Origin of the sequence: Stenotrophomonas maltophilia group sp. msm4 (assembly GCF_032025605.1) — a bacterium.
GTDB classification, from domain to species: domain Bacteria; phylum Pseudomonadota; class Gammaproteobacteria; order Xanthomonadales; family Xanthomonadaceae; genus Stenotrophomonas; species Stenotrophomonas sepilia.
In genome coordinates, this window is the sequence record NZ_JAVSKK010000005.1 from 1 (window position 1) to 18,965 (window position 18,965).

The 18,965-nt window shown below is 67.3% G+C and carries 15 protein-coding genes; 11 read left to right on the plus strand and 4 right to left on the minus strand.

Translation table 11 applies throughout. The features are described 5' to 3' along the window. Positions 1–33: 33 nt before the first annotated feature. A complete protein-coding gene (gene aroB / locus ROV93_RS21185; RefSeq protein WP_072168576.1) occupies positions 34–1,146 on the minus strand; it encodes a 3-dehydroquinate synthase in 1,113 nt (370 codons plus the stop codon). Continuing rightward, a complete protein-coding gene (locus tag ROV93_RS21190; RefSeq protein WP_061478864.1) occupies positions 1,143–1,685 on the minus strand; it encodes a shikimate kinase in 543 nt (180 codons plus the stop codon). The genes aroB and ROV93_RS21190 overlap by 4 nt, the downstream gene beginning before the upstream one ends. Positions 1,686–1,783: 98 nt before the next feature. On the opposite strand from ROV93_RS21190, the gene ROV93_RS21195 reads away from it, so the two are divergent. Further along, the gene (locus ROV93_RS21195) at positions 1,784–1,987 is read left to right on the plus strand and encodes a dodecin family protein (RefSeq protein WP_005410663.1); all 204 of its coding nucleotides are present in this window, start codon (positions 1,784–1,786) and stop codon (positions 1,985–1,987) included. 6 nt (positions 1,988–1,993) lie between these two features. Here the strand turns inward: ROV93_RS21195 and ROV93_RS21200 are convergent, their stop codons facing one another. Next, complete coding sequence (locus ROV93_RS21200; protein ID WP_072168577.1) at positions 1,994–2,821, minus strand: kinase; 828 nt, start codon at positions 2,819–2,821, stop codon at positions 1,994–1,996. Positions 2,822–2,861: 40 nt separating this feature from the next. Between ROV93_RS21200 and pdxH the strand changes: the two genes are divergently transcribed. Continuing rightward, positions 2,862–3,461 carry a pyridoxamine 5'-phosphate oxidase gene (gene pdxH / locus ROV93_RS21205; protein ID WP_065178210.1) on the plus strand — a complete coding sequence of 200 codons (600 nt, stop codon included), beginning with the start codon at positions 2,862–2,864 and terminating at the stop codon, positions 3,459–3,461. Positions 3,462–3,470: 9 nt separating this feature from the next. After that, positions 3,471–3,830, plus strand: coding sequence for a hypothetical protein (locus ROV93_RS21210; protein ID WP_072168578.1), 360 nt, complete (start codon positions 3,471–3,473; stop codon positions 3,828–3,830). 57 nt (positions 3,831–3,887) lie between these two features. On the opposite strand, the gene prpR is transcribed toward ROV93_RS21210, so the two are convergent. After that, complete coding sequence (gene prpR, locus ROV93_RS21215) at positions 3,888–5,471, minus strand: propionate catabolism operon regulatory protein PrpR (RefSeq protein WP_072168579.1); 1,584 nt, start codon at positions 5,469–5,471, stop codon at positions 3,888–3,890. 154 nt (positions 5,472–5,625) lie between these two features. Between prpR and prpB the strand changes: the two genes are divergently transcribed. The 8 genes from prpB to ROV93_RS21255 all read left to right on the plus strand — a co-directional run bounded on the left by prpB (position 5,626) and on the right by ROV93_RS21255 (position 18,932). Beyond that, positions 5,626–6,519, plus strand: a complete 894-nt coding sequence (gene prpB / locus ROV93_RS21220; protein ID WP_088496824.1) for a methylisocitrate lyase — start codon at positions 5,626–5,628, stop codon at positions 6,517–6,519. Positions 6,520–6,554: 35 nt separating this feature from the next. After that, on the plus strand, positions 6,555–7,712 hold the full coding sequence (gene prpC / locus ROV93_RS21225; RefSeq protein WP_005418357.1) for a 2-methylcitrate synthase: 1,158 nt from the start codon (positions 6,555–6,557) through the stop codon (positions 7,710–7,712). A 97-nt stretch (positions 7,713–7,809) separates the two neighbouring features. Further along, complete coding sequence (acnD, locus tag ROV93_RS21230) at positions 7,810–10,428, plus strand: Fe/S-dependent 2-methylisocitrate dehydratase AcnD (protein ID WP_312541272.1); 2,619 nt, start codon at positions 7,810–7,812, stop codon at positions 10,426–10,428. Between the two features lie 100 nt (positions 10,429–10,528). Further along, positions 10,529–10,786, plus strand: coding sequence for a type II toxin-antitoxin system ParD family antitoxin (locus ROV93_RS21235; protein WP_019338677.1), 258 nt, complete (start codon positions 10,529–10,531; stop codon positions 10,784–10,786). Continuing rightward, a complete protein-coding gene (locus tag ROV93_RS21240; protein ID WP_072168582.1) occupies positions 10,773–11,099 on the plus strand; it encodes a type II toxin-antitoxin system RelE/ParE family toxin in 327 nt (108 codons plus the stop codon). Before ROV93_RS21235 ends, ROV93_RS21240 begins: the two co-directional genes overlap by 14 nt. 23 nt (positions 11,100–11,122) lie before the next feature. After that, positions 11,123–12,301 carry a 2-methylaconitate cis-trans isomerase PrpF gene (prpF, locus tag ROV93_RS21245; RefSeq protein WP_072168606.1) on the plus strand — a complete coding sequence of 393 codons (1,179 nt, stop codon included), beginning with the start codon at positions 11,123–11,125 and terminating at the stop codon, positions 12,299–12,301. A 102-nt stretch (positions 12,302–12,403) separates the two neighbouring features. Continuing rightward, the gene (locus tag ROV93_RS21250; protein ID WP_072168583.1) at positions 12,404–13,864 is read left to right on the plus strand and encodes a bifunctional 2-methylcitrate dehydratase/aconitate hydratase; all 1,461 of its coding nucleotides are present in this window, start codon (positions 12,404–12,406) and stop codon (positions 13,862–13,864) included. A gap of 160 nt (positions 13,865–14,024) precedes the next feature. Continuing rightward, a complete protein-coding gene (locus tag ROV93_RS21255; RefSeq protein ID WP_072168584.1) occupies positions 14,025–18,932 on the plus strand; it encodes an alpha-2-macroglobulin in 4,908 nt (1,635 codons plus the stop codon). Positions 18,933–18,965 lie beyond the last annotated feature (33 nt).

The window sequence follows — 18,965 nt, forward strand, 5'->3', positions numbered from 1 at the left end:
CCCCGGGGCCCCCCCCCCCCCCCCCCCCCGGCTCTACCTGGCTGACAGCACCTTCAGCACCGCCGCCTCATCCACGTCCGGCACCACTTCGGCGCGGCCCATGCCGCGCCACAGCACCAGGCGCAGGCGGCCGGCCACATTCTTCTTGTCCAGGCGCATGCGGCCGAGCAGGGCCTGCGGGTCCAGCCCGGCCGGGATCGCCACCGGCAGGCCGAGGCGTTCCAACAGTGCCTGCAGGCGAGCGCGGTCGGCGTCGTCGGCCAGGCCCAGGTCGGTGGACAGCTTTGCCGCCAGCACCATACCGACCGCCACGGCTTCGCCATGGTTCAGCGCATCGCGGCCCGGAGCCGAGTAGCCCTGCTCGGTCTCGATGGCATGGCCGAAGGTGTGGCCGAGATTGAGCAGGGCACGCTCGCCCTTCTCGAACGGATCGCGCTCGACGATGGCGGCCTTGTGCCGGCAGCTGCGCGCGATGGCTTCGGCCAGCGTGGCATCCTCGCCGGCCAGCAGCGCATCGGCATGCTGCTGCAGCCATTCGAAGAACACCGCATCGCCCAGCGCGCCGTACTTCACCACTTCGGCCAGGCCCGCGCGCAGTTCGCGCGGCGGCAGGGTAGCCAGCACGCGGGTATCAGCGATCACCGCACGCGGTGGATGGAACGCGCCGACCAGGTTCTTGCCGGCAGGGATGTCGACCGCGGTCTTGCCGCCCACCGACGAATCGACCATCGCCAACAGGGTGGTCGGCAGCTGCACGCAGTCCACGCCGCGCATCCAGCAGGCGGCGGCAAAACCGGCGAGATCACCGACCACGCCGCCGCCGAGGGCGAACACGCAGGCGTCGCGGGTGGCGCCGAGCGCGGCCAGCGCTTCGATGGCACGGCCGAATTCGGCCAGGGTCTTGGACGCTTCGCCGGCGGCCAGCACGTGCTCGCCGACGATCAGGTCGGGGCGTGCGGCGAGCAGCGTCTGCTTCACCGGCGCCAGATAGCGCGGGGCGACTTCGCTGTCGCTGAGCAGCAGCACATGGCGGCCGCGCACGTGTGAAACCAGTGCAGCGCCATCGGCCAGGGCACCGGCGCCGACGGTAATGGAGTAGGGGCGATCGCCGCCAACGGCGACCTGCAGCAGGGCGGGGGAAGTCATGCGGTCATGTCCTGGCGCTGCCATTGCGTGGCCAGCTTGACTACCAGTTGGGCAGTCGCGTCGGCAGCGGTATACGGGTCGGTATCGAGGGTGAGGTCGGCCAGTTCTCGGTACAGCGGGTCGCGCTGTGCGGCCAGATCATGCAGTACCTGCTCGCGGTCCGGGCGCTGCAGCAGCGGCCTGCCCTTGTCGCGGGCCAGGCGCTCCAGCTGCGCGGCCACGCCGACCCGCAGGTAGACCACGAAGCCGCGCCGGGCAATCAATGCGCGGTTGCCGGGGTCCAGCACCGCGCCGCCGCCGGTGGAGACCAATTGGCCGCGGCCTTCCAGCACGCGGGCCAGGGCCTGCCGCTCATGGCTGCGGAAGCCGGCTTCGCCGGTGTGCTCGAAAATGGTCGGGATGCTGGCGCCGGCGGCATCGACGATGGCCTGGTCGACGTCCACGAAGTCCAGCGTGAAGCGCTCGGCCAGGCGGCGGCCGATGCAGGTTTTGCCGGCGCCCATCGGGCCGATCAGGATCAGGTTCGGAGCAGGATTCATGCCCTGTGATGCTAACACCTCCGTGCCCTGGCCTTTACGTCCTTCACGTCAGGGTAGGTGTTCCTGCGGGGTCTCCCGCGCCAGCCGGAGTACAGGCCATGACGGTCGCCAAGGTCATCGAAATCACCGCCTCCTCGCCGAAAAGCGTGGAGGACGCCGTGCGCAGCGGGCTGAAGAAGGTCTCCGAGACGGTCAAGGGCATCCAGGGCGCCTGGGTGAACGAGACCAAGGTGGTCACCAATGGCAGCGGCGAGATCACCGAGTGGCGGGTCAACCTGCGGGTGACCTTCCTGGTGGAATAGGCGCGCTCAGCGCACGTCCTGCACCTGGCGCTGGCCATCCAGTACCACCACGTGGTCGGCGATGGCGGGCAGGGTGTGCAGTGCCTGCCGACTGACCCGCTCGTAGTACTGCACGAAGCGCTCCAGCTGTGGCCGGCTCATGCCGTGCCGGCCCGGCTGCGCGGCCTGCAGGTTCTGTTCCTGCTGCCAGCGCCAGCGCGGTACCACCGAGAAATCCGGCGGCTGAAGGAACCATAGCCGGTCGCAGCGCTGCCACAGCGCCGTGTAGTCGTGGGCCAGCGCCTGGTTGCACCAGCGCCGCCAGCGGCCATCAGCGTCGGCCTCGCGCTCCAGCGCGTTCAACGGGCTGTCCAGCGCGATGTCATCCTGCGCGGGCGTGCCCAGGAACCAGCCTTCGAACACCAGCAGGTCCAGCGGTTGTTGCAGGCGCGGCCATTGCGCTTCTGGCAGGCGTTCGTCGGCCAGCTTGTCGAAACGCGGCATCGCGAAGGGCTGGCGTGCGGCCACCGCATCCAGCACTGCGTGGGCCAGCGGCAGGTCATGGGTGCCCGGCGGGCCCCGAGTGATCAGCAGTGGATGCACCTGGCGGGCAAGCCGTTGGCGCTGTGCGCGGGTCAGGTATACATCATCGATCGACAGCGTGGCCGCGTTCAGGCCGCGTGCCTGGGCGCGTGCCACTACCTGCGTGGCCAGCGTCGATTTGCCGCTCCCCTGCAGGCCGCTGATCGCCAATACTGGAACCGCTGCGCCACTGCCCAGTGCGTCGTCCAGCACCTGTTCGGCCAATGTTTCGGGGAATCCTTTCACCTGGGGCATATACGCAGCAGCGACCATGCAGCCACAATAGCCCAATCCGTGTGAGAAGAACGCAATCATGAGCGACCTGTACGCCGAAGCCCTGTCCACGTTTGCCAGCCTGTTCGAAGAGGCCAGGCAGAGCCGCGAGGTCGAGCCGAACGCCATGACCGTGGCCACCGCCGATACGCACGGCCGTCCCTCGGCGCGCACCGTGCTGCTGAAGGCGTTCGATGAGCGTGGCTTCGTGTTCTACACCCACCTGGACAGCCACAAGGGCCGGGAGCTGCAGGCCAATCCGCAGGCTGCACTGCTGTTCCTGTGGCGCAGCCTGCGCGAGGCCGGCATCCAGGTGCGCATCGAAGGTCGTGTCGAGCAGGTGGCCGATGCCGAGGCCGATGCCTATTTCGCCAGCCGCCCGCGCATGAGCCAGATCGGTGCCTGGGCCTCGCAGCAGTCGAAGACGCTGGCCACGCGCGAGGAGTTCGACGCGCGCGTGGCCGAGGTCGAAGCCCGCTTCGAGGGCCAGGACGTTCCGCGCCCGGACGGCTGGAGCGGCCTGCGCGTGGTGCCTGACCGCATCGAGTTCTGGTACGGCGCGCAGTTCCGCCTGCACGAGCGCTGGTGCTATGAAGCCGGTGCTGAAGGGCGCTGGAGCAAGCGACTGCTGTACCCGTAAGGCTGACTGATGCAACGCCTGCCGCTGTACCGCGTGGTGGTGTTCGTGCCGTCGGCAGCACTGGACGCAGTGAAGCAGGGCATCCTTGCGGTGGATGCCCTGGCGGCGGGTGACTACGAGCACGGCATGTGGTGGTCGGCGCCGGGGTTCGAGCAGTTCCGCCCGCGGGTGGGTGCATCGCCCGTCCAGGGGGAGGAGGGGCGCACGGAAGTGGTTGACAGCGTGCGCCTGGAGTTCTGCCTGCCTCGGGATCCGCAGCGGTTGCAGCGCATCTTCGAGCAGGGCATCGTGCCGCATCATCCGTGGCGGGTGCCGGTGGTGCAGGTGGAGGAAGTCGAGCTGCTGCTGACGGGTGGGCAGCCGTTGTAGAGCCGAGCCCATGCTCGGCTGATGTTTCCGCACGCGCAGCCGAGCATGGGCCCGGCTCTACAGCCCCTCCGCGCGCAGCCAGCGCCACAGCGTGGTGCGGGATACCCCCAACGCCTGTGCCATGCCCTCACGGTCATTGCGGTGATCCTGCAACAGCGTTTCCAACTGCGCGCGCGGCGGACGCTTGCCGTTGCTTTCCAGCGGCAGCATGGTGGCGCTTTCTTTCACCAGTTCGGGCGCGAGCTGCAGCAGACGCGCTGCATCGATCAATCCTTCCCCAGGCTGCCAGTGGATGCGTAGTCGATCCACCAGATTGCGCAGTTCGCGCACGTTCCCGGGCCACTGGGCCGCGCTCAGCACCGCCAGTGCCTCCTCATCCAATGGCGCGTCGATGCCACGCAGCTGGCGGAAGAAGTGCTGTGCCAGCAGCGGGATGTCACTGCGCCGCGCACGCAGCGGGGGCAGGGCGATGCGTAGTGCGGCCAGCCGGTAATACAGGTCGCGACGGAAGCTGCCGGTCGCCGCGCGCTGTTCCAGCGACTGCAGGGTGGCGGCCACCACGCGCAGGTCGACTGCGGTCGGTTCGGTAGCGCCGACACGCAGCACCTCGCGTTCTTCCAGCACGCGCAGCAGGCGGGTCTGCAACGGCAGCGGCAGTTCGCCGATTTCATCCAGGAACAATGTACCGCCATCGGCGGCCTCGACCAGGCCGACGCGACCACCGCGCCGTGCACCAGTGAAGGCGCCATCGTTGTAGCCGAACAGTTCCGCTTCCAGCAGTGATTCGCTGATGGCGCCGCAGTTCAGCGCGACGAAGCGGCCACGGCGGCCGCTGGCCGCGTGCAGCTGGCGCGCCACCAGTTCCTTGCCGGTGCCGGTTTCACCGGTGACCAGTACGGTGCTGTCGTGCGGCGCATAGAGCGCGATCTGCGCGCGCACGTGCGCCATTGCTTCGCTGTCGCCGAGCAGTTCATGCGCATCGGCACGCGCTGCAGGGCGCCGGCGCGGGGCGGCGTGGTTGCCGCCGGAGCGGGCCAGGGCCCGGGTCAGCTCCAGCGCATGTTCGAACGCCTGCCGCACCGAGTCGGCCGAATAGAGCAGCACGCCGGGCAGGCCGGCCTGCTCGGCATGGTCAATGGCCATGCCGGTGCCGACGATCACCTCGATGCCATTGGCGCGCAGGTCGGCGATACAGTCGCGCGCGTCCTCACGGGTGACGAAGCGGCGATGCTCGATATCCAGGCCGAAACTCTGCTGGAAGTTGCTGAACACGGGCACGTCGCTGGCGTGGGTGACCAGGCCAATGCGGCTGGCGATGCGGCGGGCACGGGCCAGCGCTTCCATCAGGTCGAAGCCGTTGGCCTGGATCGGCACCAGTGGCAATTCCAGCCGGCCGCGCAGCCAGGCCGCGTTGGAGCCGCCGGCGATCACCACGTCGCAGTGCTCGCGGCGCAGCCGTTGGCCGATCACGTCCACCGCTTCCTCGAAGCCGAGGTTGATCTGCTCGATGCGCGCACGGCGGTCGAACTCGGGAATGACGTCGCCGAGCAGGCCGGTCAGGCGCGAAACGCTGACGGTCCAGATCACCGGGCGACCGGGGTCGGCGTCGGCGTGGCGCAGGAGGGAGCGGGGCAGGTACATGGCGGCGGGAGGTCGACGGAATGTTTCATGATACATCCGTTTCAATGTTTCATATGTTTCACTATCGCGTGGCGGTCATCCTCGTGAAATCAACGGCTTGCAGCTTGGCATGGTGCTTGCGGCTACCTATCCGTTCTCCAACCTGGATTGCCGCATGACCGCTTCCGCCCCTTTCTCCGCCGGTGCCCGCTTCCGTGAGGCGCTGGCTGCCGAATCGCCGCTGCAGGTGATCGGCGCCATCAACGCCAACCACGCCCTGCTGGCCAAGCGCGCCGGCTTCCGCGCCATCTATCTGTCCGGCGGCGGTGTTGCCGCGGGCTCGCTGGGCCTGCCGGATCTGGGCATCAACACCCTGGAAGACGTGCTGGTGGACGTGCGCCGCATCACCGATGTCTGCGACCTGCCGCTGATGGTTGACATCGACACCGGCTTCGGTCCGAGCGCGTTCAACATCGCGCGCACCGTGAAGTCGCTGATCAAGGCCGGCGCGGCCGCCTGCCACATCGAAGACCAGGTCGGCGCCAAGCGCTGCGGTCACCGTCCGGGCAAGGAAATCGTCTCGCAGGGTGAAATGGTGGACCGGGTGAAGGCGGCCGCCGATGCCAGGACCGATCCGGACTTCTTCCTGATCGCGCGTACCGACGCCATCCAGGTGGACGGCGTGGACAAGGCCATCGAGCGCGCCATCGCCTGTGTCGAGGCCGGTGCCGACGGCATCTTCGCCGAGGCCGCCTACGATCTGGATACCTACCGCCGCTTCGTCGACGCGGTGAAGGTGCCGGTGCTGGCCAACATCACCGAATTCGGTGCCACCCCGCTGTTCAGCCGCGATGAACTGGCTTCGGCCGGTGTTGCGATCCAGCTGTTCCCGCTGTCGGCGTTCCGCGCGGCCAACAAGGCGGCCGAGAACGTCTACCAGGCGGTGCGCCGCGATGGCCACCAGCGCAACGTGGTGGAAACCATGCAGACCCGCGAAGAACTCTACGACCGCATCGGCTACCACGCCTTCGAGCAGCAGCTCGATGCGCTGTTCGCCGCCAAGAAATAAGCAGTACCCTGCACCATCAAGTTTCGGAGGGAAACATGAACGATACGACCGCAACCCCGACCTTCAAGCCGAAGAAGTCCGTCGCCCTGTCCGGCACCGCCGCCGGCAACACCGCGCTGTGCAGCGTGGGCCGCAGTGGCAACGACCTGCATTACCGTGGCTACGACATCCTGGACCTGGCCAACACCAGCGAGTTCGAGGAAATCGCCTACCTGCTGGTGCACGGCAAGCTGCCGACCCGCGCCGAGCTGGTTTCGTACAAGGCCAAGCTGAAGTCGCTGCGTGGCATCCCGGCCGCGGTGAAGGCCGCGCTGGAAGAACTGCCGCCGTCGGCACACCCGATGGACGTGATGCGCACCGGTGTGTCCGTGCTCGGCTGCGTGGCGCCGGAGAAGGATGACCACAACCATCCGGGCGCGCGCGACATTGCCGACAAGCTGATGGCCTGCCTCGGCTCGATGCTGCTGTACTGGTACCACTGGAGCCACAACGGCCGTGCCATCGACGTGGAAACCGACGATGACTCGATCGGTGGCCACTTCCTGCACCTGCTGCACGGCGAGAAGCCGCAGGACTCGTGGGTGAAGGCGATGCACACCTCGCTGATCCTGTACGCCGAGCACGAGTTCAACGCCTCGACCTTCACCTGTCGTGTCATCGCCGGTACCGGCAGCGACATGTACAGCGCGATCTGCGGTGGCATCGGCGCACTGCGTGGCCCGAAGCACGGCGGCGCCAATGAAGTGGCGTTCGAAGTGCAGAAGCGCTACGACAATCCGGATGAGGCCGAGGAAGACATCAAGGCCCGCGTCGAGCGCAAGGAAGTGGTGATCGGCTTCGGCCATCCGGTCTACACCGTGTCCGATCCGCGCAACAAGGTGATCAAGGACGTGGCCCGCGAGCTGTCCGAAGAACAGTCGAGCATGAAGATGTACGACATCGCCGAGCGCCTGGAATCGGTGATGTGGGACATCAAGAAGATGTTCCCGAACCTGGACTGGTTCAGCGCCGTCAGCTACCACATGATGGGCGTGCCGACCGCGATGTTCACCCCGCTGTTCGTGATCGCGCGCACCGCCGGCTGGAGCGCGCACATCATCGAGCAGCGCATCGACGGCAAGATCATCCGCCCGAGCGCCAACTACATCGGTCCGGAAGACCGCGACTTCGTCGCCATCGACAAGCGCGTCTGATCCACCTGCTGTCCCCATCCGGCCGGCCGCGTGCCGGCCGGATGCTTTCGCCGCCGCACCGCCGGCACCCGGCCCGCCCCAAGCATTCCGCCAGCCCATGAATACCGATTACCGCAAGAACCTCCCCGGCAGCGCGCTGGACTATTTCGACGCGCGCGCCGCCGTCGATGCAATCCAGCCCGGCGCCTACGCCACTCTGCCGTACACCTCGCGCGTGCTGGCCGAGAACCTGGTGCGCCGCTGCGATCCGGCCACGCTTGGCGACTCGCTGAAGCAGCTGATCGAGCGCCGCCGCGACCTCGATTTCCCATGGTTCCCCGCGCGTGTGGTCTGCCACGACATCCTCGGCCAGACCGCACTGGTTGACCTGGCCGGCCTGCGCGATGCGATCGCCGACAAGGGCGGTGACCCGGCCAAGGTCAATCCGGTGGTGCCGGTGCAGCTGATCGTCGACCACTCGCTGGCGGTGGAGTGCGGTGGTTTCGACCCGCAGGCGTTCGAGAAAAACCGCGCGATCGAGGATCGCCGCAACGAAGACCGTTTCCACTTCATCGACTGGACCAAGCAGGCGTTCCAGAACGTGGACGTGATTCCGCCGGGCAACGGCATCATGCACCAGATCAACCTGGAGAAGATGTCGCCGGTGGTCTACGTGCAGGACGGCGTGGCCTTCCCGGATACCTGCGTGGGCACCGACAGCCACACCCCGCACGTGGATGCGCTGGGCGTGATCGCGATCGGTGTGGGCGGCCTGGAAGCCGAGAACGTGATGCTCGGTCGTGCCTCGTGGATGCGGCTGCCGGACATCATCGGCGTCGAGCTGACCGGCAGGCCGCAGGCGGGCATCACCGCCACCGACGTGGTGCTGGCGCTGACCGAATTCCTGCGCAAGGAGCGCGTGGTCGGCGCGTACCTTGAATTCTTCGGCGAGGGGGCGGCGGCACTGACCATCGGTGACCGCGCCACCATCTCCAACATGTGCCCCGAATACGGCGCGACCGCCGCGATGTTCTACATCGACGGGCAGACCATCGATTACCTGCGCCTGACCGGCCGCGAGGAATCGCAGGTGGCGCTGGTGGAGAACTACGCCCGCACCACTGGCCTGTGGGCTGACGACCTGGCCACCGCGCAGTACGAGCGCGTGCTGCGCTTCGACCTGTCCAGCGTGGTGCGCAACATGGCCGGCCCGTCCAACCCGCACAAGCGCGTGGCCACTTCCGAGCTGGCCGAGCGCGGCATCGCCGACGAGGCCAAGCTGGCAGCGGGCAAGGCCGAGCAGGCGCAGGGCCTGATGCCGGATGGCGCGGTGATCATCGCCGCCATCACCAGCTGCACCAACACCTCCAACCCGCGCAACGTGATCGCTGCCGGCCTGCTGGCACGCAAGGCCAACGAGCGCGGCCTGCTGCGCAAGCCGTGGGTGAAGTCCTCGCTGGCGCCCGGCTCGAAGGCGGTGCAGCTGTACCTGGAAGAGGCCGGCCTGCTGCCGGACCTGGAGAAGCTGGGCTTCGGCATCGTCGCCTTCGCCTGCACCACCTGCAACGGCATGAGCGGCGCGCTCGATCCGGCCATCCAGCAGGAGATCATCGACCGGGACCTGTACGCCACGGCCGTGCTGTCGGGCAACCGCAACTTCGATGGCCGCATCCACCCGTATGCGAAGCAGGCGTTCCTGGCGTCGCCGCCGCTGGTGATCGCCTATGCCATCGCCGGCACCGTGCGCTTTGACATCGAGAAGGACGTGCTGGGCGTGGACGCCGACGGCAACGAGGTGCGCCTGAAGGGCATCTGGCCGAGCGACGCCGAGATCGACGCCGTGGTCAAGGCATCGGTGAAGCCGGAGCAGTTCCGCCGCGTCTACAACCCGATGTTCAATGTGCGCGTGGAGCACGGCGCCGCGGTCAGCCCCCTGTACGACTGGCGCCCGCAGAGCACCTACATCCGCCGTCCGCCGTACTGGGAGGGCGCACTGGCCGGTGAGCGCACGCTGTCGGGCATGCGCGCGCTGGCGGTGCTGCCGGACAACATCACCACCGACCACCTGTCGCCGTCCAACGCGATCCTGGCCTCCAGTGCCGCCGGTGAATACCTGGCGAAAATGGGCCTGCCCGAAGAGGACTTCAATTCCTACGCGACCCACCGCGGCGACCACCTGACCGCGCAGCGCGCCACCTTCGCCAACCCGAAGCTGTTCAACGAGATGGTGCGCAACGACGACGGCAGCGTGAAGCAGGGTTCGCTGGCGCGCGTGGAGCCGGAAGGCAAGGTGATGCGCATGTGGGAAGCCATCGAGACTTACATGGAGCGCAAGCAGCCACTGATCATCATTGCCGGTGCCGACTACGGCCAGGGCAGCTCGCGTGACTGGGCCGCCAAGGGCGTGCGCCTGGCTGGTGTGGAGGCGATCGTGGCCGAGGGCTTCGAACGGATTCACCGTACCAACCTGATCGGCATGGGCGTGCTGCCGCTGGAGTTCAAGCCGGGCACCACCCGCCTGACCCTGGGCATTGATGGCACCGAAACCTTCGATGTGGTCGGCGAGCGCACCCCGCGCGCCGAGCTGACCCTGGTCATCCACCGCCGCGACGGCCAGGACGTGATCGTGCCGGTCACCTGCCGCCTGGACAGCGACGAGGAAGTGGCGATCTACGAAGCCGGTGGCGTGTTGCAGCGCTTCGCCCAGGACTTCCTGGAAGGCGCCAAGGTGGCGTGATACCGGCCTGAATGCCTGCCCCCGGAGGCCGGGGGCGGGCTTGTCCGACACCTGGGCAGGGCGCACACTGACTTGGCAAAAACTGCCATTGGAGAGTCTCATGGCCACCATGAACATTTCGCTGACCGACCCGCTCAAGCAGTTCGTGGACGAGGAAGTGCGTGAAGGCGGCTATTCCAGTACGTCGGACTACGTGCGTGACCTGATCCGCCAGCGCCAGCGCAGCAAGGCCGAAGAACTGCTCAAGCAGCTGATTGCCGAGGGTCTGGCTTCTGGGCCTGGCGTCCCGGTGACGGCCGACACATTCGAGCGCATGCGTCGTGAACTGACCGAAAGGATGGAGCGTGAGGGCGATTGAATGGCGACCCAGGGCCGAAGCCGACGCAGCCGATGCCGCACTGTGGTTCGCACGGCAGGGTGGGCTGATACTGGGTCGGCGCTTTCTCGCCGAGTTGGAGGCCACGCTTCAACGCATCGCGGTATTTCCAGGCTCGGGTTCCACCCGGCACGCCGACCTCGCAGCACAGCTACCGGTGCCGTTGCGGTTCATGCTGGTTCCGGGCTTCGAACGCTACCTCGTCTATTACCTCGATCTACCGGACCGCGTGGACATCATGCGCGTGTGGTGCGTTGATCGTGGTCTTGACGCACTGATGCAAGACATTTCCTGAAATTCAAACGCGTGGATTCGACCATGACCTTCCTCCCGCAACTCCGTATTCCCGCCACCTACATGCGCGGTGGCACCAGCAAGGGCGTGTTCTTCCGCCTGCAGGACCTGCCCGACGCCGCGCAAGTGCCGGGCGCCGCACGCGACGCGCTTTTGATGCGCGTGATCGGCTCGCCCGATCCGTATGGCAAGCAGACCGACGGCATGGGCGGTGCAACGTCCAGCACCAGCAAGTGCGTGATCATCTCCGCCGCCTCGGTGCCGGACCACGATGTGGACTACCTGTACGGCCAGGTCTCGATCGACACCGCCTTCGTCGACTGGAGCGGCAACTGCGGCAACCTCAGCACCGCGGTGGGTCCGTTTGCGATCGCCAATGGATTGATCGATCCGGCCCGCGTGCCGCGCGATGGCCTGTGCACCGTGCGCATCTGGCAGGCCAACATCGGCAAGACCATCATCGCCCATGTGCCGATGCGCGACGGCGAAGTGCAGGAGATCGGCGATTTCGAGCTGGACGGCGTGACCTTCCCGGCGGCCGAGATCCAACTGGAATTCATCGATCCGTCCGATGACGGCGATGCGGGCGCGATGTTCCCGACCGGCAACCTGGTCGACACCCTGGACGTGCCGGGCGTGGGCAGTTTCGAGGTGACCATGATCACCGCCGGCATCCCGACGATCTTCCTCAATGCGGCCGACCTGGGCTACACCGGCACCGAACTGCAGCCTGCGATCAACGAGGACAAGGGGGCGCTGGAGCGCTTCGAGAAGATCCGCGCCTACGGCGCCTTGCGCATGGGGCTGATCAAGAACCTGGAAGATGCGGCGACCCGCCAGCACACGCCGAAGGTGGCCTTCCTGGCCCCGGCGCAGGACTACGTGTCGTCCAGTGGCAAGGCCATTCCGGCCTCGGCGATCGACCTGCATGCGCGTGCGTTGTCGATGGGAAAGCTGCACCACGCGATGATGGGTACCGCTGCCGTGGCGATCGGCACCGCAGCAGCGATTCCTGGCACGCTGGTCAATCGCGCGGCCGGTGGTGGCGAACGTGAAGCGGTGACCTTCGGTCATCCCTCCGGCACGCTGCGTGTCGGCGCACAAGCCGGGCTCGTTGACGGCCAGTGGACAGTGACCAAGGCCATCATGAGCCGCAGCGCCCGTGTGCTGATGGAAGGCAAGGTGCGGGTGCCGGCCGAATAGTGCTCTGGTAGATGCCAACCTTGGTTGGCATGCAAGCGCCAACCAAGGTTGGCGACTACCGGGACACGCGGCCTGACCTGCTTTCCGGCGAGGAGATCGACGATGTCCGACAGCCACACCCCATCCAACGAGCGTGCAGCGTGGGATGCGCTGCTGGTGGGCATCGTCGACTACGTGCGCGACGCGCGCATCGACTCACCGCTGGCGTTCCAGACCGCGCACCACTGCCTGCTCGACACGCTGGGCTGCGGCCTGGAAGCGCTGTCCTTCCCGGCCTGCAGCAAGCTGCTTGGTCCCCTGGTGCCGGGCATCAGCGTGGTCAACGGCGCCCGCGTTCCGGGTACGCATTACGTGCTGGACCCGGTGCAGGCCGCCTTCAACATCGGCGCGATGGTGCGCTGGCTGGATTTCAACGATACCTGGCTGGCGGCCGAATGGGGGCACCCTTCGGACAACCTGGGTGGCATCCTTGCCGTCTGCGATTGGCTGGGGCGCAACGCGCAGGCTCTGCGACGCCCACCGCCGACCGTGCGCGACGTGCTGCTGGCGATGATCAAGGCGCACGAGATCCAGGGCGTGCTGGCGCTGGAGAATTCCTTCAACCGGGTCGGGCTGGACCACGTGTTGCTGGTCAAAGTGGCCACCACCGCCGTGGTTGCGCAGCTGCTCGGCCTGGATCGCGAGCGCATGCTCAATGCGTTGTCGCTGGCCTGGGTCGATGGCCAGTCCCTGCGCACCTACCGGCACGCACCCAACACCGGCTCGCGCAAGAGCTGGGCCGCCGGCGACGCGACCAGCCGTGGCGTGCGCCTGGCGCTGATGGCGGCCAGTGGCGAGATGGGCTACCCCAGCGTGCTCAGCGCGCCGACCTGGGGCTTTGAAGCGGTGTCGATGCATGGCAAGGCACTGACGCTGGGGCGACCGCTGGGCAGCTACGTGATGGAGAACGTGCTGTTCAAGATCAGCTACCCGGCCGAGTTCCATGGCCAGACCGCGGTGGAGGCGGCCATCACGCTGCACCAGCAGTTGCGCGCGATGGGGCGGCGGGTCGAGGACATCGCGCATATCGCGATCCGGACCCAGGAAGCCTGCATCCGCATCATCGACAAGCAGGGCCCGCTGCATAACCCGGCCGACCGCGACCACTGCGTGCAGTACATGGTCGCCATCGCGCTGCTGCACGGGCGGCTGGTGGCCGAGGATTACGAGGACGACGTTGCAGCTGATCCGCGCATCGATGCCCTGCGGGCGAAGATGGCCTGCCATGAGGATCCGCAACTCAGCGCCGACTACCTGGACCCGGACAAGCGCAGCATCGCCAATGGCCTGGGCGTGCGCTTCAGCGACGGTACTGAGCTGCCCGAGGTACTGGTGGAGTACCCGCTCGGCCATGCCCGGCGCCGGGCGGAAGGCATTCCGCTGCTGATGGACAAGTTCCGCCGGCACCTGGCCCACCGCTTCCCGACCGTCCAGCAGCAGCGCATCCTGGCGGCCTCGCTGGACCTGGTGGCGCTGGCGGCAATGCCGGTGACCGACTATGTGGACCTGTACCTGCCGGGGTAGGGCCGCTCTGGTAGAGGCCAACCTTGGTTGGCAAGTGGGGGGGCGCCAACCAAGGTTGGCGGCTACCGGGTCCCGGGCGGGACCGGGTTTCCGACCGCCGGGGCGCCAACGCCTTGACGCGGCCTGCCTATAATGACCACCTCGATCAAGGAGTGACGACATGAGCGGTCCGGCACGGCGGAAGCGGTGGGGATGGGCGGCGGCGGTACTGGCAGGAGGCCTGTTGCTGGGCCTGGCCGGCTGCCGCAACGACAGCGGGCAGTTGCCCAAGGCCAGTGGCGAGGCGATCACCACCAAGGCCGAGCAAGTGAAGGAATTCACCCTGCTGCGCGCCTACCCGGACCAGAAGAATGACGGCCTGTCGCTGGCGCTGGAGTTCTCGCGCCCGCTGGTCGGCACCCAGGATTTCGACACGCTGGTGCGCTTCGAGGAGAAGGTCGGCACCGAGGACAGCAGCTGGACGCTGTCCGATGACGGCCTGACCCTGCGCTACCCGTTCGTCGAGGCCGGCAAGGAGTTCAGCCTGGTGGTCTCGCCGGACCTGCTGGCCGCCGATGGCAGCCGCCTGGGCAAGGAACTGAAGCAGAAGGTGTTCAGCGGCGAGCTGAAGCCGGTGGTTGGCTTCGCCTCGCAGGGCAGCGTGCTGCCTGCCAAGGACAGCCGTGGCCTGCCGGTGGTCTCGGTGAACGTGCCGGAAGTCGACGTCGAATTCCTGCGCGTGCGCGAGAAGGATCTTCCGACCTTCTTCAGCCAGTACCAGCGCGGCGGCCGCCGTGGCAGCTGGGAGCTGAGCAGCGACTACGAGCGCAGCCCGATCAACAAGCTGGCCGAGCCGGTGTACGTCAACCGTTTCATCCTGGGGGGCAAGAAGAACGAGCGGGTGCTGACCTACCTGCCGACCCAGGACATCAAGGAACTGCAGGAGCCGGGCCTGTACTTCGCCCTGCTCAAGCGCACCGGTGACTACGAAGGCGAGTTCGACACCGCGTTCTTCTCGGTCAGCGACATCGGCCTGCATACCCGCGCCTACAAGGACAAGCTGTTCGTCCATACCGCCGGCCTCAAGGACGGCGCGCCGCTGAAGGGCATCGACCTGCGCGTGCTCGACGCCAAGGGTGAGGTGGTGCTGAAGGGCAGCACCGACGGCAACGGCAATGCGCTGCTGAACTACACCCTGGATGCCACCCACGTGCTGGTCGCCAGCAGTGGCAAGGACACCAGCTTCCTGCCGTTCAACCAGCCGGCGCTGGACCTGAGCGAGTTCGCTGTGGCCGGCCGCGACAACGCGTGGTTCGACGTCTACGCCTGGTCCGGCCGCGACCTGTACCGCCCGGGCGAGACCGTGCGCCTGTCCGCGCTGCTGCGCGACAACGACGGCAAGCCGGTCAAGGCACAACCGGTGTTCCTGCGCCTGAAGCAGCCCGACGGCAAGACCTTCCGCGAGACCCGCCTGCAGCCGGGCGACCAGGGCTACATCAATTTCGAGCAGGTGATCCCCGCCGAGGCGCCGACCGGCCGCTGGCAGGTCGAGTTCCGCACCGACCCGGCCAGCAAGGAAGCGATCCAGGGCATGACCCTGCGCATCGAGGAGTTCCTGCCCGAACGCATGAAGCTGGACCTGGACAGCGCGCAGAAGACGCTGAAGCCGGGTGAGGACCTGCGCCTGCAGGCCAATGGTGCCTACCTGTATGGCGCACCGGCCGATGGCAACCGCTTCACCGCACGCATGGCGGTTGCCGCCGAACAGAAGCCCGTGGAAGGCCTGCCGGGCTATTTCTTCGGTGACCCGACCCTGCAGCTGCCGCGCGAGGCCAAGGACGTGATCGATACCACGCTGCCGGCCAATGGCCAGCTGCGTGAGGATGTGGCGCTGCCGGAAGAGGCGGCCAAGGCCAAGGCGCCGATCGCCGTGGTGCTGTCCGGCAGCCTGTATGAAACCGGTGGCCGCACGGTCACCCGCACCCTGAAGCGGGTGATGTGGCCGGCCAACGCGCTGGTCGGCGTGCGCCCGCTGTTCAACCCGGACGATGGTGCCGATGCCAACGGCAACGCACGCTTCGAGCTGATGCGCGTGGATGCCGCTGGTACGCCACAGCCGGCCAAGGGCCTGAAGATCACCCTGGTGCGCGAGCTGCGCGACTATCACTGGACCTTCAACGACAACCGCTGGGATTACGATTTCACCCGCCGTTTCGAGAACAAGGAAACCCACACCGTCGATGCCGGCAACAGCGCGGTCGCCTTTGATTTCCCGGTGGAGTGGGGCGAGTACCGGGTGGACGTGTTCGATCCGTCCACCGGCCTGACCAGCCGCTACCCGTTCCATGCCGGCTGGAGCTGGGGCGATGACAACCGTGGCCTGGATGCACGCCCGGACAAGGTCAAGCTGGGCCTGGACAAGACCGGCTACAAGGCCGGTGACACCCTGGAAGTGACGGTGACCCCGCCGCACGCCGGCAAGGGCATCCTGATGGTCGAGACCGACCGCATGCTGTACGTGCAGGACATCGACGCCAAGCCGGGTTCGACCTTCAAGATTCCGGTCACCGCCGACTGGGAACGCCACGACGTCTATATCACTGCGCTGGTGTTCCGTGGCGGCAGTGCGCCGAGCAAGATCACCCCGGCCCGTGCCGTGGGCGTGGTGCATGTGCCGATGGACCGCAAGGGCCGCACCGTGGCCGTCGGCCTGGTCGCGCCCAAGCAGATGCGGCCCGAGCAGGACCTGCCGGTAACCGTCAGTGCGCCGCAGCTGGCCGGCAAGACCGCGCACGTCACCGTTTCGGCGGTGGACGTGGGCATCCTCAACATCACCCGTTTCCCGGTGCCCGACGCCGGTGCACACTTCTTCGCCCAGCGTCGCCTCGGTATCGATGCCTACGACATCTACAGCCGGGTGATCGAGAGCTTCGATGGCGGCAGCGGCAAGCTGAAGTTCGGCGGCGACATGGCGCTGCAGGCATTGCCGCAGGCCAAGCGCCCGACCGCGCGCGTGCAGACCGTGGACCTGTTCTCCGGCCCGGTACAGCTGGATGCCAAGGGCAATGCCCGCATCCGGCTGAAAGTGCCGGACTTCAACGGCACCCTGCGCGTGTCGGCGCTGGTCTACAGCGATGACCAGTACGGCAAGCGCGACGTGGAAACCATAGTGCGCGCACCGATCCTGGCCGAAGCCAGCATGCCGCGCGTGCTGGCCCCGGGCGACCGCAGCACGGTGACTCTGGACGTGCAGAACTTCACCGGCAAGCCGGGGCAGTTCAACGTGAAGGTGGAGAGCGAAGGCCCGCTGAACCTGGGTGAGGGCAGCCGCAGCGTGCAGTTGAATGCCGATGCCAAGACCACGCTGAGCTTCCCATTGTCGGCACGCGAAGGCCACAGCGTGGCCAAGGTGCGGGTGCGGGTGGACGGCAACGGCTTCAAGGCCGATCGCCGCTACGACCTGCCGGTGCGTGCGGCGTGGCCGCAGGTGCTGCGTTCTCAGGTGCGTACGCTCGATCCACTGGCCGCAGTCAGCCTCGACAACAGCCTGACCGATGGCCTGATGTCCGAGTCGGTCAATGCCCGCCTGCTGGTCAGCCCGCTGCCGCCGATCCCGTTCGCCAGTGCACTGCAGGGCGCGCTGAACTATCCATATGGCTGCGCCGAGCAGACCACCAGCAAGGGTTACGCCGCGCTGATCCTGGACCAGGCCACCTCGTCGATGCTCGGCGCCGATGGCCTGGATGCCAAGACCCGCCGCGAGCGCATGGAAGGTGCGTTCGGTCGCCTGGCGTCGATGCAGGTGGCCAACGGCAACTTCTCGATGTGGGGTGACGACGGCTACGTGAACCCGTGGCTGACCCCGTACATCACCGAGTTCCTGCTCGATGCCAAGGACGCCGGCTTCGCCGTGCCTGACAACGTGCTGCAGAAGGCGCTCAACCGCCTGAGCGAGGATCTGCTGTCCGGCGGCAATCAGTTCTATGGCCAGGAGGATCGCGAGAAGCTGAAGTTCGCCAACCAGGCGTATTCGGGCTACGTGCTGGCTCGGGTCAATCGTGCACCGCTGGGTACCCTGCGCACGCTGTACGACAACGAACGCAGCAAGGCGGTCGGTGGCCTGTCGCTGGTCCACCTGGGCGTGGCGCTGTCGCTGCAGGGTGATGCCAAGCGTGGCCAGGCCGCGCTGGCGGCGGCCTTCGCCAAGTCCAGCAGCGAGCGCCCGTCGTACTTCGGCGACTACGGCAGCGCGATCCGCGATGACGCGCTGATGATCGCGCTGACCCACGAGAACAAGTTGGCCAAGCCGGCCTGGGACGCGCGCGCGGTCGACCTCGGTCGTGGCCTGGATGCGCGCCGCAATGCCGGCTGGATGTGGCTGAGCACGCAGGAGCAGGTGGCGATTGCCCGCCTCGGCAAGGCGCTCGCCGCCAACCAGAAGGCGCTGGTAGCCGGTGAGCTGGTGATCGGTGGCACCACCGAAGCGATCGGCGAGCGCAAGCTGTTCGGACGCAACTTCAGCGCCAGCGAGCTGGCCAGTGGCGTGCGCTTCACCCCGCAGGGGCAACCGCCGATGTTCGCCAGCATCGACGTGGCCGGTATCCCGCGCAGTGCACCGGCACCGGACAACAGCGTAGTGGGTATTGAACGCAGTTACTTCGGTACCGATGGCAAGCCGTGGTCGCCGCGCCCGCTGAAGGAAGGCGAAGCGCTGATCGTGCGCGTCACCGTCACCGCCGACACCACGATGCCCGATGCACTGCTGACCGACCTGCTGCCGGCGGGTCTGGAGATCGAGAACTTCAACCTGGGCGATGCCAAGCAGTGGGCCGACGTGGTGGTCGATGGCATCACCATCAGCGACCGGGGTGAGGCCGCCGATACCAAGCACGAGGAGTTCCGCGACGACCGCTACGTGGCTGCGCTGAAGCTCTCGCGTGGCAGCAAGGCCAACGTGTTCTACCTGGTGCGCGCGGTGACCCCGGGTACCTACTCGGTGCCGCCGCCGCTGGTGGAGGACATGTACCGGCCGCAGCTGCGCGGTGTCGGCCGCAGCAACCCGACCACGATCACGGTGGTACAGCCGTGACCGCGCGGACGGGCCGCGACGGCGCGGCCCGTC

Coding starts and splice junctions, on each gene's coding strand:
- ROV93_RS21235 (WP_019338677.1), top strand. CDS start 10,529: ATGGCCACCATGAACATTTCGCTGACCGACCCGCTCAAGCAGTTCGTG.
- ROV93_RS21190 (WP_061478864.1), bottom strand. CDS start 1,685: ATGAATCCTGCTCCGAACCTGATCCTGATCGGCCCGATGGGCGCCGGC.
- prpR (WP_072168579.1), bottom strand. CDS start 5,471: ATGTACCTGCCCCGCTCCCTCCTGCGCCACGCCGACGCCGACCCCGGT.
- ROV93_RS21250 (WP_072168583.1), top strand. CDS start 12,404: ATGTCCGACAGCCACACCCCATCCAACGAGCGTGCAGCGTGGGATGCG.
- ROV93_RS21255 (WP_072168584.1), top strand. CDS start 14,025: ATGAGCGGTCCGGCACGGCGGAAGCGGTGGGGATGGGCGGCGGCGGTA.
- prpB (WP_088496824.1), top strand. CDS start 5,626: ATGACCGCTTCCGCCCCTTTCTCCGCCGGTGCCCGCTTCCGTGAGGCG.
- prpC (WP_005418357.1), top strand. CDS start 6,555: ATGAACGATACGACCGCAACCCCGACCTTCAAGCCGAAGAAGTCCGTC.
- prpF (WP_072168606.1), top strand. CDS start 11,123: ATGACCTTCCTCCCGCAACTCCGTATTCCCGCCACCTACATGCGCGGT.
- ROV93_RS21210 (WP_072168578.1), top strand. CDS start 3,471: ATGCAACGCCTGCCGCTGTACCGCGTGGTGGTGTTCGTGCCGTCGGCA.
- acnD (WP_312541272.1), top strand. CDS start 7,810: ATGAATACCGATTACCGCAAGAACCTCCCCGGCAGCGCGCTGGACTAT.
- aroB (WP_072168576.1), bottom strand. CDS start 1,146: ATGACTTCCCCCGCCCTGCTGCAGGTCGCCGTTGGCGGCGATCGCCCC.
- ROV93_RS21200 (WP_072168577.1), bottom strand. CDS start 2,821: ATGGTCGCTGCTGCGTATATGCCCCAGGTGAAAGGATTCCCCGAAACA.
- pdxH (WP_065178210.1), top strand. CDS start 2,862: ATGAGCGACCTGTACGCCGAAGCCCTGTCCACGTTTGCCAGCCTGTTC.
- ROV93_RS21195 (WP_005410663.1), top strand. CDS start 1,784: ATGACGGTCGCCAAGGTCATCGAAATCACCGCCTCCTCGCCGAAAAGC.